Source organism: Nocardia mangyaensis, assembly GCF_001886715.1.
GTDB lineage: Bacteria > Actinomycetota > Actinomycetes > Mycobacteriales > Mycobacteriaceae > Nocardia > Nocardia mangyaensis.
Genome location: NZ_CP018082.1, coordinates 69538 through 85249 on the forward strand (window position 1 = coordinate 69538; position 15712 = coordinate 85249).

General features: G+C 69.2%; 16 protein-coding genes. 5 read left to right on the forward strand and 11 right to left on the reverse strand.

Features of this window, described 5'->3' with window-relative positions:
* Positions 1-108 precede the first annotated feature (108 nt).
* Complete coding sequence (locus BOX37_RS00315) at positions 109-330, forward strand: RNA-binding S4 domain-containing protein (protein ID WP_071925701.1); 222 nt, start codon at positions 109-111, stop codon at positions 328-330.
* Between the two features lie 162 nt (positions 331-492).
* Here the strand turns inward: BOX37_RS00315 and rraA are convergent, their stop codons facing one another.
* The 7 genes from rraA to BOX37_RS00350 form a co-directional block, all read right to left on the reverse strand.
* A complete protein-coding gene (gene rraA / locus BOX37_RS00320) occupies positions 493-978 on the reverse strand; it encodes a ribonuclease E activity regulator RraA (RefSeq protein WP_071925702.1) in 486 nt (161 codons plus the stop codon).
* A 34-nt stretch (positions 979-1012) separates the two neighbouring features.
* Positions 1013-1468: an SRPBCC family protein gene (locus tag BOX37_RS00325; protein WP_071931053.1), complete on the reverse strand. Its 456-nt coding sequence runs from the start codon at positions 1466-1468 to the stop codon at positions 1013-1015.
* A 64-nt stretch (positions 1469-1532) separates the two neighbouring features.
* Positions 1533-2477 (reverse strand): CopD family protein, encoded by a 945-nt coding sequence (locus BOX37_RS00330; protein ID WP_084759346.1) that lies wholly within the window; start codon positions 2475-2477, stop codon positions 1533-1535.
* Positions 2478-2483: 6 nt separating this feature from the next.
* Positions 2484-3068 (reverse strand): copper resistance CopC family protein, encoded by a 585-nt coding sequence (locus BOX37_RS00335; protein WP_084760526.1) that lies wholly within the window; start codon positions 3066-3068, stop codon positions 2484-2486.
* Entirely contained in the window at positions 3068-3721 is a 654-nt protein-coding gene (locus tag BOX37_RS00340) for a YcnI family copper-binding membrane protein (protein WP_071925703.1), read from the reverse strand. The genes BOX37_RS00335 and BOX37_RS00340 overlap by 1 nt, the downstream gene beginning before the upstream one ends.
* Positions 3722-3762: 41 nt before the next feature.
* Positions 3763-4410, reverse strand: coding sequence for a hypothetical protein (locus BOX37_RS00345; protein WP_071925704.1), 648 nt, complete (start codon positions 4408-4410; stop codon positions 3763-3765).
* Between the two features lie 7 nt (positions 4411-4417).
* Positions 4418-5092: a DUF6474 family protein gene (locus tag BOX37_RS00350; protein ID WP_071925705.1), complete on the reverse strand. Its 675-nt coding sequence runs from the start codon at positions 5090-5092 to the stop codon at positions 4418-4420.
* An 82-nt stretch (positions 5093-5174) separates the two neighbouring features.
* On the opposite strand from BOX37_RS00350, the gene BOX37_RS00355 reads away from it, so the two are divergent.
* The 4 genes from BOX37_RS00355 to BOX37_RS00370 all read left to right on the forward strand — a co-directional run bounded on the left by BOX37_RS00355 (position 5175) and on the right by BOX37_RS00370 (position 10849).
* Complete coding sequence (locus BOX37_RS00355; RefSeq protein ID WP_084759347.1) at positions 5175-6923, forward strand: TM0106 family RecB-like putative nuclease; 1749 nt, start codon at positions 5175-5177, stop codon at positions 6921-6923.
* 101 nt (positions 6924-7024) lie between these two features.
* Entirely contained in the window at positions 7025-8176 is a 1152-nt protein-coding gene (locus BOX37_RS00360) for an RNA-guided endonuclease InsQ/TnpB family protein (protein ID WP_240505153.1), read from the forward strand.
* Between the two features lie 16 nt (positions 8177-8192).
* Positions 8193-10169, forward strand: coding sequence for a molecular chaperone HtpG (gene htpG / locus BOX37_RS00365; protein WP_071925706.1), 1977 nt, complete (start codon positions 8193-8195; stop codon positions 10167-10169).
* Between the two features lie 107 nt (positions 10170-10276).
* Positions 10277-10849 carry a GNAT family N-acetyltransferase gene (locus BOX37_RS00370; RefSeq protein ID WP_084759348.1) on the forward strand — a complete coding sequence of 191 codons (573 nt, stop codon included), beginning with the start codon at positions 10277-10279 and terminating at the stop codon, positions 10847-10849.
* A gap of 22 nt (positions 10850-10871) precedes the next feature.
* On the opposite strand, the gene BOX37_RS00375 is transcribed toward BOX37_RS00370, so the two are convergent.
* The 4 genes from BOX37_RS00375 to BOX37_RS00395 all read right to left on the reverse strand — a co-directional run bounded on the left by BOX37_RS00375 (position 10872) and on the right by BOX37_RS00395 (position 15703).
* Complete coding sequence (locus BOX37_RS00375) at positions 10872-11912, reverse strand: ABC transporter ATP-binding protein (RefSeq protein WP_071931058.1); 1041 nt, start codon at positions 11910-11912, stop codon at positions 10872-10874.
* A gap of 223 nt (positions 11913-12135) precedes the next feature.
* Positions 12136-13698: an ABC transporter permease gene (locus BOX37_RS00385; protein WP_084759349.1), complete on the reverse strand. Its 1563-nt coding sequence runs from the start codon at positions 13696-13698 to the stop codon at positions 12136-12138.
* A gap of 4 nt (positions 13699-13702) precedes the next feature.
* The gene (locus BOX37_RS00390) at positions 13703-14782 is read right to left on the reverse strand and encodes an extracellular solute-binding protein (protein ID WP_071925708.1); all 1080 of its coding nucleotides are present in this window, start codon (positions 14780-14782) and stop codon (positions 13703-13705) included.
* Positions 14783-14935: 153 nt separating this feature from the next.
* The gene (locus BOX37_RS00395; RefSeq protein ID WP_071925709.1) at positions 14936-15703 is read right to left on the reverse strand and encodes an SDR family NAD(P)-dependent oxidoreductase; all 768 of its coding nucleotides are present in this window, start codon (positions 15701-15703) and stop codon (positions 14936-14938) included.
* Positions 15704-15712: the final 9 nt, after the last annotated feature.

Consider the following 15712-nt stretch of genomic DNA (forward strand, 5'->3'; position numbering starts at 1 on the left):
GATCCAGTGTGAGCGCTCGCGGGCCGGATGCGGGTCGCGGCTGGCGCGGCGTGTTCGTCACCAGGGCCGGTCGCAGAGCCTTTTTCGCGAAGGAGTAAGTATTAGCGCATGTCGGAACCAGTCGATGTGCCCATCGATGACGATGTCATCAAGCTCGGGCAGTTCTTGAAACTGGCCAACCTGATCGATTCGGGCTCCGAGGCCAAGATGGTGATCGCCCAGGGCCTGGTCCGGGTCAACGACGAGGTGGAGTTGCGCCGCGGCAGGCAACTGCAGCTCGGCGACATCGTCGTCCTCGCCGGACACACAGTGCGAGTCTCCGGGAACTAGCAACCCGCACGCCCCGACCTCGAGGAGGGGCAGGCCGACGCAGTCGGCCGTCGCGGCCGTCCCGCCGGTCAGGCGCCGTTGCGTAGGCGACGAAGGAGCAAGCAACGGTGACTGACCGGCGGGACCCCCGGGGCCGCGACCTCGAGCGCGCCAGCGCTCCAATCACACAGCGCGGACCACCACGCCGTCCGGGTCGCTGTACAGCATCTCGCCCGGGACGAAGGTGATTCCGCCGAACTCCACCGGTACATCGCGCTCGCCGCTGCCGGTCTGGGTGCTCTTGCGCGGGTTGGTGCCCAGCGCCTTCACCCCGATGTCGAGGGTGCGCAGGATCGCGGAGTCACGCACCGCGCCGTTGACGATCACCCCGGCCCAGCCGTTGTCCACGCCACGCCCGGCGATGATGTCGCCGACCAGCGCGGTGTGCACGCTCGCACCACCGTCGACGACGAGCACCTTGCCCTCGCCCGGCTCGCCGAGGGTCTGCTTGACCAGCAGATTGTCCTGGAAGCAGCGGATCGTGGTGATCCGTCCGGCGAACGCGGCCCGGCCACCGAACTGGATGAACTGGGTGTCGCAGCTGCGGATCTCGGGGCCGATCTCATCGGCCAGATCGGCGGTGGCCACAACATTCGCTGATTCGGTCATGGGCTGATTGTGTCAGGTGGGCGAGTCGGTGTTGTCAGCTGTTCTCGCTGTGTGCCTTGGCGATCTCGCGGATCAGGCTGTCGGTGGTGTGCTTGACCGCGATCTTGACGAAGGGCTCGATGGTCTTGCCGAGCATCTTGCCCGCGATGCCGCCGGGGACCGAGTAGTCGATGGTCGCGTCGACCGTGGACAGGTCGGGGCTCTTGGGCAGGAACCGGAAGGTCGAGACGATCTCGAAGCCCTTGATCGACCTGGTGGCGATCAACCGGCCCGCTTCCCAGCCGATCACCTCGATGCGGGAGGTCAGCGAGGCGGGGCCGAGCTTCATCTTCCCGTCGAACTTCGCGCCGACGCCGTCGGTCTGCTCGGTGACAGGGGTGAAGGACTCGATGCCGTACCAGAATTTCGGCAGGTTGCGGTAGTCGTTGACGAAGGCGAACGCGGTTTCGGCCGACGCAGCGCAGTCTTCGACAATCCTCACTTCGGTCATGCCGGTCACTGTAATCGGTTCGTACATCGTCCAACGGCATCGGACGCGAACGTGACGGAGGTGACTACGCGGTGACTGCCAAGACGGCGGCCAGCCCGAACGCCAACGCCATCACCACCACCTCCACGGCGGCATTGCGCAGCGAAACCTGCGCGGTGACCCGGTGATCGGCGGCCCGCGTCACCCAGGTGCGCCGCCACCACCAGCCAAGTCCCGCCAGCACGCACAGCAGCACGAACTTGGCCAGCAGGATCCGCCCGTACCCGCTCGACCACAGCGGCTCGATCCCGCCGAGCCGCACCAGCCCATCGATCAACCCGGTCGCGGCGACCGCGAGTACCAGCGGCGCGGCCAGCGCGGAGTAGCGGGGCAGCGTGGCCGCCCATTCGCCGCGGGTGCGCAGGACCAATGCCATCGCGAGCAGCAGCCCGAGCCAGCCCGCGGCGGCCAGCGCGTGCACCGCCGCCAGCACCGAGCCGAACATCTGCTGGGACATGTGCCCGGTGATCGGGCGCAGCGCCAGCGCGACGGCGGCGAACACCAGCACCAGATCCGGCGATGCCGCGTCGGGTCGGCGGTAGGCCACCGCCGCGTAGCAGGCGATGGCGCCGGTGCAGAACAGGATCGCGATCCCGATCTGTCCGGCGCTGAGCCGACCGAGGAACGTACCGAAATCGCTCGCCCCGAGGGCACGCACCGGCACGCCGACGATCTCGGCCGCCTCGCCGACCAGCACGGCGAACTCAGCGCTGAACCAGACACCGGCCAGCACCGCGACCGGTCGCCAGGTGACCCGCAGCCGGTCGTTGAGCCGGGGCAGCGCCGCCAGCCCGAGCACGGTCGCGCCCGCGCCGTCGGCGACGACGCGGGCACAGGCCACCACGGGAAAACCGTCGAAGCCGCGCAGCGCCCAGGCCAGCGCCACGCCGGCCATGGCCGCGGCGACGACCGGCCCCAGCAGCCGCCATGGCTGCCGCGTGGCGCCGGGTGCCCGGCGACCGGTCGTCATCGCCGGCTACTTCTTGCGACCGGACCGGCCACCGAGCAGCGCGACCGCCAGGCCCGCGCCGAACAGCACCACACCACCGGCGACGAACACCCACACGGGCACCCCACCGGAATCGCCGTCGCCGTCGGCGCTGTCCGCACCCGGCTTGGCGCCCGCCGTACCGGTGCCCTCCTTGCTGAGGGTGAAGTGCCGGGTCCCGCTGACCGGATGGCCGTCGGCGGAGGTCACCCGGAACGCGAGCGTGTACTCACCGACCGGTCCCAGTTCGCCCACTTCCACACTCACCGTCGGCCCTTCGACGAGCACCTCGCCCTTCGACCACAGCCGCCCGTCCGGACCGACCACGGTCAGCGACGGAAAGGTCTTCTGCAGTTCCTCGTTGAAGGTGACGCTGGCCCGCGCGGGCCCGACCTCGACGGTCGAGCCGTCCTCGGGCACGCTGCTCACCGCGCCCGAATGCGCGCCCGCGGTGCCCGCCGCGAAGGCCGCGGCGAACAGCGCCGCCAGCAGCGTCACGAGGACCGCGAGCCCGGCGGGACGACGGGGTGCCGGGGCGTGCTTGCCGGGCCGCGACAGTGCGTCGGCGCGCATCATGACGCCTGCCGCGCGCGGAAGACCAGGCCGAGGCCGAGTGCGGCGCCGAACAGGCCGAGGGCCAGGCCGAGGCCGCCGAGCCAGCGGGCCACGGTGTCGTGGCCGGATTCGCTGGTCTCAGAGGAGGCGACCTGGTGATCGCCGCCGTGCCCGCCGCTGTTCGCGGTCAGGGTGGCACTCGGCGCCGGGCGTTCGGGTTCGGCGCCGTCGGTGCTCGGCTGGTCCCAGGCGACGACCTTGCCGTCGCTGTAGGTCTGCTCGGTGGGGAAGATCACCGTGTCCTGGTCGGGCAGCGGACCGAGCGAGAGCACGAAGCGCTGGAACTGGCCGGGGCCGACGCCCGGGTTGCCCGGGTTGGCGGTCCAGGCGACGGCGACGGTCTCGCCCTTGTCGTTGCGCTCGACGGTCGAAGTCCAGCCCGGCAGCGGTTCGGTGCGCACGCTCTTCAGGTTCGGCACGGCGACGCGCAGCGCCGTGGTGGCCGCGGTGTCGGATTCGGTGGGCACCTTGAAGGTGGCGACGGTGTAACCGCCCTTGGCCGCGCCGGGGGCGTCGACGGTCACGTGCGCGGCCGCCGAACCACCGGCGACGAGCACCAGCCCCGCCGCGAGGGCGACGGTCCCGGTGCCACGGGTGATGAAGTTGTGCATGGAATGCCTTCTGTCCGAAGAGAAATCTGGGGTCGTCTGGATCAGGCGAACAGCGGCGGTGCGCGCGGACATCGCGCACCCTTCGGACGTGCGCCGTGCGCGGCGAGGGCGATCGACCAGCGGGCAGTCGGCCGGAAGAGGGTGGCGGAGGGCGCGCTGAGCGCCGCCCGAACCACGCTCGACGCCACGAGATACAGCCGCTCGGCAACGAGAATCAGTGCGGCACAGATGATTGCCGCGAGGACATGTGCCACCGCCATCGACGCGCTCGGCAGATGCAACACATCGACAACACCGCCGTGGTGCTCGAGCGTGCCGGTCAGGGCATGGTGCCCAGCCCACTGACCGCCCAGCAGGGCTGTCGTGGTGCGCACCGCTGGGGCGGCAGCGCAGGCGCGGGCCGCCCGACCGGGCAGCTCGCGTGCCCTCTTCACCAGCGGGGCGGAACCGGATCGACGCTGTGCCGCAGCGTGTGCGGATGTGGTGAGCGTTCGCCCCAGGCCGGCGGCTCCAGCGTCGCCGCGCGTGGCGAGAATCCCCGCACCCACCGAAACCAGCAGCAGCAGCGTGATTTCCGCCGACCGCGGCACCCCGCCGCCCGCGATTCCGTGCGCGGCGATCGCCAACCCGCCCACGAGTACGCCGCAGCCACCACCGCGCAGGCGGGAGGTGAGCTGCGGCATGGTCACGACGGGATCAGCGCACGCCCAGGCGGGCCAGTGCGTCGTTCTCCAGCACGGACAGCTCGGCCGAGATGGAGGTGTGCACGGCCTTGCGGCGCGCGGCGGGCATCTGCTCCGCGGTATTCACCGCGACGGTGAGATCGGTCAGCCGCGAGCGGGCCGCGTCGACGTACTTCTTGGTGTCGGCGTCGCCGGGCGCGTCGGCGGTGATCTTGTCCAGCGCGGACTCGGCGTTGACGATGCGGGCCTGCAGCCGCGCGCCGTGGCCGCTGAACTCGCCGAGCTGGTCGAGCCCGATGCCGAGTTGCTGCGCCTTGCGCGCGTCGAGTTGGCCACGCACGAAGGTCGCGCCGCGGTAGGCCAGGGGAGCGAGGACCGGGATGAGTACCCTGGCCACGCCGATGTACTTGCGGATCTGGGCGGCGCTGAACAGTTCGCGGTCGGCCTTGGCCGCGAGCTTCTGGGCGGCCTTCTCCTCGGCCTGCAGTGTCGCGATCTGGGCCTTGGCCACCTTGGCCTCGGTGCGGGCCGCCGACTTCGCCGCGCGCCGGTTGGTGCGTTCGCCCGCCTTGGCGGCCTTGCGCTCGTTCTTCGCGCTCAGCTTCGCCTCGACGGCCGCCTTGTGCTTGAGTGCCTTCGCCTCAGCGCGTCGGCTCGGTCGCCGCTTGCGCTTGCTGAACAACCCCATGAGATCAGGCCCTCCGTCATGCTCGCCAAGTCATGAGGCAGAGCCGGGGATAGCGGCCTGCCGTACTTCGTAGCGTAGTGGGATGAGGGTAGCGATTGGGCATTGTGTCGGGGGGAAGGACCATACTGCTTGCGTGCACGCGGCCGAGGACGACTTCGACGGCGGGTCGGCGCATCGCCCGGCCCGCGTTTCCGCTGCCCTCGATCGAGGGGCCGAGATCGGGCTCAGCCCCCGTGCCGCCTATCTGGACGCGCGCTCGCTGATCGGTTGCCGCCATCGGCTGCGCCTGGACGCCACCTTCCCGGCCGTCCTCACCGAGGTCCGCGAGGACCCGGGTGTGCAGCAGCGGCGCGAGGCGGCGAGCGCGCACCGCACGAGAGTCCGCGACGAGCTGGTCGCGGCCGCCCCCGCCGACTGGGTGGTGATCGACCCGCGGCTGCGCGCCGGCGACAAGGCCGCCGCCACCATGGCCGCCATCGAGGCGCGCGCGCCCCGGATCTGGGGTGGGCTGCTGCCCCAGGAGGCCGATACCGGCCGTCGCGGCGGCGCCGAGTTCCTGCTGCGCGACGACGACCGCGGCGGCTACATCCCGATCATCGTGGTCAACCACAAGGTCACCGACCCGCGCCGCCCCGATCCGGCCGATTTCCACCCGCTGACCTCTGATCTGTTCCGCTGGCAGCCCCGCCGCGACAAGCACGTGAAACTGCGCCCGCAACCGCGCGACCAGCAGCGCCTCGCGCACCTGTACCGGATGTTGCAGCGCCACGGCATGGCCAGCCCCGCCCTGGTCGGCGGCGCGATCGGCCTGGCCTTCGACCGCATCCTCGTCCACGACCTGACCGGCGTGCTGGCCGACTACGACCAGCGCTACGCCGACCGCATCGCGGTGGTGCGCGGCGAGCTGCCGACCCAGCCCTCGAAGGTGCCCGAGTGCAGGCAGTGCCCCTGGTGGGTGCGCGGTGCCGGTGACGAACCCAGTTGTGAGGGGCAACTGGTGCGGATGCGTGATGTGAGCCTGGTCGCACCGGGTTCACGGGCCGACGTGCTGCGGGTGCACGGCGTGCAGACCGTCGACGAGCTGGCCGCTTGGACGGGCGAGGCGCCCGAGGACTGGCAGCACGGCCCGTTCGACGAGACCGTGGTCACCGCACGCGCCTGGATCGCCGGAGCGCCGCTGGTACGTCGGTTCGACCAGGTCAGCGTGCGGCGCGCCGACGTGGAGGTCGACGTCGACCTGGAGAGCTACCAGGAGGACGGCGCCTACCTGTGGGGCACGCTGCTCGACGGCGTCTACCGCCCGTTCTTCACCTGGGTACCGCTGCCCACCGAGGACGAGGGCCGCTCGTTCGGCGAGTTCTGGACCTGGCTCATGCAGGTGCGCGCCTCGGCCCACGCGGCGGGCAAAACCTTTGCCGCCTACTGCTATTCGCGGACCGCTGAGGACAAATGGCTCTACGAGTCGGCCCAGCGGTTCGCCGGGATGCCCGGGGTGCCGACGCGCGAGCAGGTGCGCGCCTTCGTCGACTCCACCGAGTGGGTGGACATGTTCCAGGCGGTCACCGACCAGTTCATCTGCCCGAACGGCAAGGGTTTGAAGAAGATCGCCCCGGTCGCGGGCTTCAGCTGGCGCGATCCCGAGGCCAGCGGTGAGGCGTCGATGGGCTGGTATCGCCGCGCGGTCGGCTACGACGCCGACAGCGACATGTCCCAGCGCACGCGCCTGCTCGAGTACAACGAAGACGATGTTCGGGCCACCCAGGTCCTGCGCGATTGGATGACGCTCGAGGCCGTGGCCGAGGTTCCCTCCATCGCCGATTTCGGTCGGTAATAAGATCGTCGTCGTGACCAGGGTGCGTAGCGCGAACGCCCGGTCCTGCAGGGCCCGGCTGATGGATCGACAGGTGTGTCGGTGGTCCGGGCTATCTTGCAATGGTGCAGCTCCGGTACCAGTACCGTCTCTACCCGACACCAAGCCAGCAACTCAGCCTGGCTCAGGCGTTCGGGTGTGCGCGGGTGGTGTTCAACGACTGTCTGCGCGTGCGGCAAACCACCTACGCTGCGGGAGAACGTCTCTCCGATACCGAGATACAAAAGCGGGTTGTCACCGTCGCGAAAAGGACACCGGAGCGCGCTTGGCTAGCGGACGTGGCCTCGGTTGTCCTGGTTCAGGCATGTCAAGATGCGCGGCGCGCGTACCGCAACTGGTTCGACTCGATGTCGGGCAAACGCAGGGGCCCGAGGTCGGGAGCGCCACGGTTCCGGTCACGCAAAGACTCCAGGCAGTCGATACGGTTCACCCGCAACGGATTCCGCCTCCGCGCGAACCGGACCCTGGACGTCGCCAAGGTCGGGGAACTGGATGTCCGGTGGTCGCGGGAGCTGCCGACAGAGCCGACGTCGGTGACGATTATCAAAGATTCGGCGGGGCGGTACTTCGCGAGCTTCGTAGTCGAAGTGGACGCGACCTCACTCCCCGAGGCCGACTCCGAGGTCGGTATCGACCTGGGCTTGACCACCTTCGCGGTGTTGTCGAACGGCAAAACCATCTCGTCCCCGAAATTTCTCCGCCGGGCCGAACACAGACTCCGCAAAGCGCAACAGTGTTTGTCGCGCAAGGAGGAAGGAAGCAGGAACCGGGCGAAGCAACGCGTGCGGGTCGCGCGGGCGCACGCTTCGGTGGCCGATGCCCGGCGAGACTGGGCGCACAAGCAGTCGACGACGATCATCCGCGAGAATCAAGCGGTATTCGTCGAGGACTTGTGCGTTCGGGGTCTGGCGCGGACGCGGTTGGCGAAGTCGGTGCACGATGCGGGGTGGGGGAAGTTCATCCGCATGCTCGAGCAGAAGGCTGCGCGATACGGGCGCGTCTTCGGCAGAGTCGACCGGTTCCATCCCTCGAGCCAACTCTGCTCGAGCTGCGGAGTTCGCGACGGCCCGAAGCCACTCTCGATTCGGGAGTGGACATGCCAGGCGTGCGGCGCGGTCCACGACCGCGACCTGAACGCCGCTGTCAATATCCACGCCGCAGGCCGTGCGGAGTGGTTAAACGCCTGCGGAGGGGCTGTCAGTCTCTCCGCCTAGCGGGAAGCGAGCCCCTGTGAAACAGGAATCAACCGTCAATGAGCACGTCGAAACTCTCGAGTTCCAGGCCGAGACCCACCAGCTCCTCGAGCTGATGATCCACTCGGTCTACTCCAACAAAGACACGTTCCTGCGGGAGCTGATCTCGAACGCTTCCGACGCACTGGACAAGCTCAAGCTGGCCGCGTTCCAGGACAAGGATCTCGTCGCCGACACCGCCGACTTGCACATCGAGTTGGCTGTCGACAGCGACAAGCGCGTCCTGACCGTGCGCGACAACGGCATCGGCATGTCCCGCGCCGAGGTGATCGATCTGATCGGGACCCTCGCCAAGTCCGGCACCGCCGACCTGCGCCGCAAGCTCACCGAGGCCAAGTCCGATGCGGCGGCCGAGGAGCTGATCGGCCAGTTCGGCATCGGCTTCTACTCCACCTTCATGGTCGCCGACAAGGTCGTGCTGACCACCCGCAAGGCGGGCGAGGGTGAGGGCACCCGGTGGGAGGCCGCCGCGGGCAGCTCCACCTACTCCATCGACACCGTCGCCGACGCGCCGCAGGGCACCTCGGTGACGCTCGAGCTGAAGGCCCCCGACGAGGACGATCACCTCTTCGACTACACGCAGGAATGGAAGCTGCGCGAGATCGTCCGCAAGTACTCCGACTTCATCGCCTGGCCGATCCGCATGCAGGTCGAGCGCACGGTGACCGAGGGCGAGGGCGAGGAGAAGGTCGAGAAGACCATCGTCGAGGACCAGGTCCTCAACTCGCAGAAGGCCCTGTGGACCCGGCCGCGCGCGGAGGTGACCGACGAGGAGTACAAGGAGTTCTACCACCACGTCTCGCACGCCTGGGACTCCCCGCTCGAGATCATTCCGCTGAAGGCCGAGGGCACCTTCGAGTACCAGGCCCTGCTGTTCATCCCGTCCACCGCGCCGTTCGACCTGTTCACCCGTGAGCACAAGCGCGGTGTGCAGCTGTACGTGCGCCGGGTGTTCATCATGGACAACTGCGAAGAGCTGATGCCGGAGTACCTGCGCTTCGTCAAGGGTGTGGTCGACGCGCAGGACCTCTCGCTCAACGTCTCCCGCGAGATCCTGCAGCAGGACCGCCAGATCCAGATGATCCGCAAGCGCCTGGTGAAGAAGGTGCTGTCCACAGTCAAGGACCTGCAGGGCGCTGAGGATCAGACCAAGTACCAGACGTTCTGGTCGCAGTTCGGTCGAGTCCTCAAGGAGGGCCTGCTCTCCGACACCGACAACCGCGAAACCCTGCTCACCGTCTCCTCGTTCGCCTCCACCGCCTCGGACTCCGAGCTCACCACGCTCGCGCAGTACGTCGACCGGATGAAGGACGGCCAGGACGCGATCTACTACATGACCGGCGAAAGCCGTGCGCAGGTGGAGAACTCGCCGCACCTGGAAGCCTTCAAGGCCAAGGGGCTCGAGGTACTCGTGCTGACCGATCCGGTCGACGAGATGTGGGTCGGTTCGGTGCCGGAGTTCGACGGCAAGAAGTTCCAGTCCATCGCCAAGGGCGAGGTCGACCTGGAGACCGAGGACGAGAAGAAGGAGACCGAGGCGCTGCGCGAGCAGCAGGACAAGGACTTCGCCGACCTGCTCACCTGGCTCGGCAAGACCCTCGACGAGGTCGCCAAGGAAGTGCGCCTCACCAACCGGCTCACCACCTCCCCGGCCTGCCTGGTCGGTGACGTCTACGACTTCACCCCCATGCTCGAGCGCATGTACCGCGCCTCGGGCCAGGCGCTGCCGGAGTCCAAGCGCATCCTCGAGCTCAACCCGACCCACCCGCTGGTCACCGGCCTGCGCGATGCCTACGACGCGCGCAAGTCCGATGCCGACGAGGGCAAGGTGCCCGAACTCGCCGAGACCGCCGAATTGCTTTACGGCACCGCGGTTCTCGCCGAGGGCGGCGAGCTCAAGGACCCGGCGCACTTCGCCCAGCTGCTGACCGAGCGCCTGACCCGAACGGTCTGAGTGTGCGACCGTCCGGCCGGCCTCGACGAGGCCGGCCGGACCGCGGAACTGGATTCACGATGCGGAATACCCGTGCTGACCGGGCGAACACGCGGCACCATGGAGTGATGAGCGCGGGGTACGAGGTCCGTCGACCCGGGTCCGACGACGGTGATCTCCCGACCGGGCACGGGATCCGCCGTGCGCGCCCCGACGACTACGACAGTCTGATCGCCGTGGTCGACAACTGGTGGGGCGCAACGGTGGTGCAGGATCTGCCGCGCATGTTCCTCGACCATTTCCACCGCACCAGCCTGATCGCCTGCGACGCGGACGGAATCTCGGGGTTCCTGGTGGGTTTCGGTTCCCCGTCCGACCCCGACACCGCCTACATTCACTTCGTCGCGGTACGTCCCGACGCCCGCAAGGTCGGGCTGGGCCGCACGCTCTACGATCGGTTCTTCGCCATCGCCCGCGCCGACGGCCGAAAAGTGGTCACCGCCATCACTTCTCCGGCCAACTTCACCTCGATCGATTTCCATCGCAGCCTCGGGTTCACCGTGACGGGTCCGGTCCTGGACTACAACGGACCCGGGCGGTCGCTGGTGACCTTCCGGCGAGAGCTGGGCCGTGCCGGCCTTTCTGCTGGGCGCCGAGTCGGGAACCGCTCGCCAGAGGTGGACTACGGGCAGGCCGGATAGCGAATCCACCGGAGGCCCGAGGTCACTTCGCTGACGACTTCGCCGGGTAGAACACTCCCGCCCCGCGCACCGTTACCGCCACCGTGTCCCCGGCCCGAGCCTCGACGGGGGACAGCACCCGCGCGGAGAGCTCCACCTCACCGGCCCGGAGCGTGAGCACGGCATCGTGACCGTGAAAACTCGTCCGCGTCACCATGGCCGTGTCACCGCCCGGCGCGATGCTCAACTGCTCGGGACGCAGCAGTATCACGCCGGTACCGCGCGCGGACTCGGTCAGTGCCACCGGGCCGAGCACGGTCCCGGCGGTCGAACCGTCGGCTTCGGCGGGCAACAGCACCGCCTCGCCGAGGAACTGGGCGAGGGCCAGGTCGACCGGCGCGCGATAGAGCTGTTCGGGTGTGCCGGCCTGGGCCACCGTTCCCTCGCGCAGCACCGCCACCTGATCGGCCATCGACAGCGCCTCGTCCTGATCGTGGGTGACCAGGATGGTTGTGGTGCCGAGGCCGGTGAGGATCTCGCGGACCTGGTCGCGCACCGAGGCACGCAGCCCGGCGTCGAGCGCGGAGAACGGTTCGTCGAGCAGGACGGCCGCCGGGGCGGGCGCGAGCGCCCTGGCCAGCGCCACCCGCTGCTGCTGCCCACCGGAAAGCTGCTGTGGCCGGTGCCGGTCGTACCCCTCGAGCCCGACCACCTCGAGCAGTTCGGCCACCCGCGCGCGGCGCGCCCGCCGAGTCTTCGCCCGCCAGCCCGGCAGCCCGTACCCGATGTTCGCGGCCACCGTCAGGTGCGGGAACAGCGCCGCCTCCTGCGGCACGATCGTCACCCGCCTGCGCTCGGGCGCCACGCTCTGCTGCGCGCTGGCGACGACCTCGGACCCGACCCGGATCTCCCCGGCCGTCGGCTGCAAGAACCCCGCGACGGCCCGCAACAGCGTCGTCTTCCCGCCGCCGGACGCCCCGAGCACCGCGGTCAGACTTCCCGCCGGAACCCGAAGATTCACCCCGCGCAACACCTCTCGCCCCGGATAGCCCGCTCCGAGCCCCGAGATCGCCAGTTCACTCACCACGCCACCCTTCTCCGCTGCGCACCACTCGGGTCATCGACATCCGCACACCGCACCCACCGCAGCAGCGGCGCGCACACCGCGACCGTCGGCGGCGCGGCGATCACCGGCACCAGGGCTGCGGTCGCTCTCGGCTCGGTCGCGCGCCCGTGCCTCGCGGTGTCGATCACGAGTTCAGCCGGGATCGCAGGTTGGCCCGCACGCGCCGCGCGAGGCATCGTGTTCACCGCGACGCCTCGCTGTCGACGCGCACCGCCGCGACCGGAGTCCCGCCCACGATGCGCTGCAACGCGATGGTCGGCAGCACCGCGACGACGACCAGGATCAAGCCGTACCAGGCCGCCTGGGTGTACTGCACGACCTCGGTGTGTTTCCACAGCTCCAGTGCGAGGGTGTTCTGTCCGGCGGGTTGCAGGAGGAGCGTGGCCGGGAGTTCCTTGGCGCAGCTCACGAAAACCAGTGCGGCGCCGGCCAGAATGCCCGGCGCGGCCAGCGGCACGGTCACCCTGGCCGTCGTGCTGAGACCGTTGCTGCCCAGTGATCGGGCGACCTGCTCGAACTGCGGTCCCGACGCGGCGATCGCGGCCCGGGTCGCGCCGATCGAGATCGGCAGGAACAGTGCGATATAGGCCAGCACCACCAGCTGCCCGTGTCCGTACCAAGCGGGCATGGTGTTGATGCCGAAGTACACCAGCGCCAGGCCCACTGAGATGCCAGGCAGCGCGTACCCGGCGTAGGCGGCCAGTTCGATCGATCGCGCGAACGGGCCGCGGGAGCGGGCGGCCATGATCCCGACCGGGAGGGCGATGAGTACCGTCAGCAGCGCGGCCGCGCCGGCGAAGGTGACGGTATTGCCAAGGGCGGACAGTATTTCGGGGATGTCGAGCGCCCCGGTGGTGTGTCCGAACAGCCAGGGCAGCAGTCCGCCCAGCGGCATCAGCACCGACACCGCGACCAGCGCCGACAGTGCCAGCAGCGCGGGCACCCGAGCGGTGCCGAGCCGCAGAACGCTCGCGGTCCGGGCGCTGCCGGAGCCGACCCTGTTCGCGGTCTTTCCGCGCGCCAGCGATTCCCCGGCGGCGAAGACCAGCGCGACCGCGACGAGCACGAGGCTGATCACATTGGCCGCAGTGCGGTCGAAACTGGCGTTGTAGGCGTAATCGATGCCCTTGGTGAAGGTTTCGTAGCGCATCATGGCGACCGCGCCGTAGTCGTTGAGCACGTAGAGCGCGCCGAGTAGCGCGCCGGCCAGCAGCGGAAGCCGGATCTGCGCAACGGTCACCGTGGCGAAGGCGCGCAGCGGTCCGGCGCCGAGCGAGCGGGCCACCTCCTCCGGCGCGTGATCCGCGGCGCGCAGGGCGGCGTACACCGGCAGCAACACCAGCGGCGTGTTGCTCGCGGTCAACACCAGCCAGGACCCGGCGAACCCGGCCAGTCCAGGGACATGGGTGAGCCAGGAGAACGCGGCCACATAGGACGGGATCGCCAGCGGCATCGCGAGCAGCGGCAGGAACACCCGCGGCAGCGCAATATCGGTGCGCGCCAGTAGGAATGCCGCGCCGGTGCCGAGCACGACCGAGGCCGCCGTCACCGCGGCGAGCAGGGTGAACGTGTTGCCCGCGAGTTCGGCGGTACGCGCCGAACCGACATAGCGCCACAACGACTCCCACCCCCGGTCGGTGCCGCGCAGCACTGTGTACACCAGGGGGAGCGCGGCGATCACCACCGCGGGCAGCGCGACGAGCGGCAGTACCGCTCGTCGCACTGGCGGAAAGGCCTGGATCATCGGGTCACTTGAGCAGTCCGACCTCGCGCAGCAACGCCTCGGTGGCTTCCACGGATTCGAGCTGGTTCAGGTCGATGGTCGGCGGGTCGAGGTCGGTCAGCGCGGGCAGCGCGTGCTTGGACTGCACGCCCTCGAGCACCGGGTACTCGCCGGTCTCATCGGCGAAGTACTGCTGGGACTGCTCCGAGAGCAGGAACTGCACCAGCTTGCCCGCGGCCTCGGTGCTGTTGGAGCAGGTCAGGATTCCGGCGGCGGCGATGTTCACCAGCGCGCCAGGCTCGGTGTCACCCTTGAAGTAATGGATCTTCGCGTTGACATTGTCCGCGCCCATCGAGTCGGTCTGCATGAACCAGTAGTAGTGGTTGATCAGGCCGAACTTCACCTCGCCCTGGTTGACGGCGTCGAGCACCGCGCCGTTCTTGGCGAACTCCACCGGCTGCGCGTCCTTGAACTTGGTCAGCCATTCGCGGGCGCCGTCCTCGCCGCGCAGGACACGCAGGGCGGTGACGAAGCTCTTCCAGGAGGCGTTCGTCGGGGCATAGCCGATCGTGCCGGGCTCGGCGTCCTCGACGAGCGCGTCGATGCCCGACGGCAGGTCGGCCTCGGAAACCTGCTTCGGGTCATAGGCGAGCACGCGCGAACGCAGCGTGGTCGCGGTCCAGCGCCTGTCGGAGTCGACGTAGGCGGCCGGGACGAGGCTGGTCACGCTGTCGGGCAGGGTACCGAGGTAGCCGTGCTCGGCCAGGGCGCCCAGTTCACCCGCGTCCTGCCCGAACCAGACATCGGCGGGGCTACGCGTGCCCTCCTCGAGGATCTTCACCGGCTTCTGGTCGTAGAAGGCCTCGATCGTGACACCGGGGCCGAGGATGCTCTCGTCGACCTGGTCCAGCAGCGGCTTCACCAGCTTCTCGGCGCGGCCGGAGTACACGGTGACGACGTTCGGATCACCGATGTTGTCGCAGTCGGCGGCGACGGTCGCCGAGGGATCGCCGGTGGCGGTGTCGTCGGAATCGCTGGAGCAGGCGGCGCCACCGAGGGCGACCACCGCGCCGAGGGCGGCGAGACGGATCAGTACACGATTCATTAGGACAACCTCGGCTCAGTAAGGACAGGCGACGCTAACCTAGCACCCTTTTTGTCCGTATCGTTCAGTAGTGCTCGAGAAGAGGCACGACGAAGGCCACCACGCGAAGTCGATATCGCGCGGTGGCCCTCGAAAGGCGTTGTGGCCCAGCGGCTACCGCGGCGCCATCCGCAGCGCGCCATCCATCCGGATGGTCTCGCCGTTGAGGTAGTCGTGCGCCGCGATGTACTCGACCAGCTGCGCGTACTCATCCGGACGACCCAGGCGCGACGGGAACGGGACGCCCGCCTCTAGGCCCTTGCGGTACTCCTCGGTGACACCGGCCAGCATCGGGGTGTCGATGATGCCGGGGGCGATGGTGTTCACCCGGATGCCGAACTGCGCCAGGTCACGCGCGGCGGGCACGGTCATGCCGTGCACGCCACCCTTGGACGCCGAGTAGGCGATCTGGCCGACCTGACCCTCGAACGCCGCGACCGAGGCGGTGTTGACGACCACGCCGCGCTGACCGTACTCGTCGACCGGCTCGGTCTTGGCGATCGCGTCGGCGGCCAGGCGCATCACGTTGAAGGTGCCGAGCAGGTTCACGGTGATGACCGTGCGGAACAGCTCCAGATCGTGCGGGCCGTTCTTGGACAGGATGCGACCGGCCCAGCCGACACCGGCGCAGTTGACCACGATGCGCAGCGGGGCGGGGCCACCGGTGATCGTGGCGATCGCGGCCGCGACCTCGTCGCCGCTGGTCACGTCGGCCGCGATCAGGGTGACGCCGGCGGGGACGCTGTCGCCCGCGCGCTCGATGGACTGGGGGACATCCAGACCGAAGACAGTGGCGCCCGCGTCGGCGAGACGCTTGGCGGTGGCGGCACCGAGGCCGGACGCGCCTCCGGTGACGATGGCAGCGGAACCTGAAATCTCCACGAGTACTCC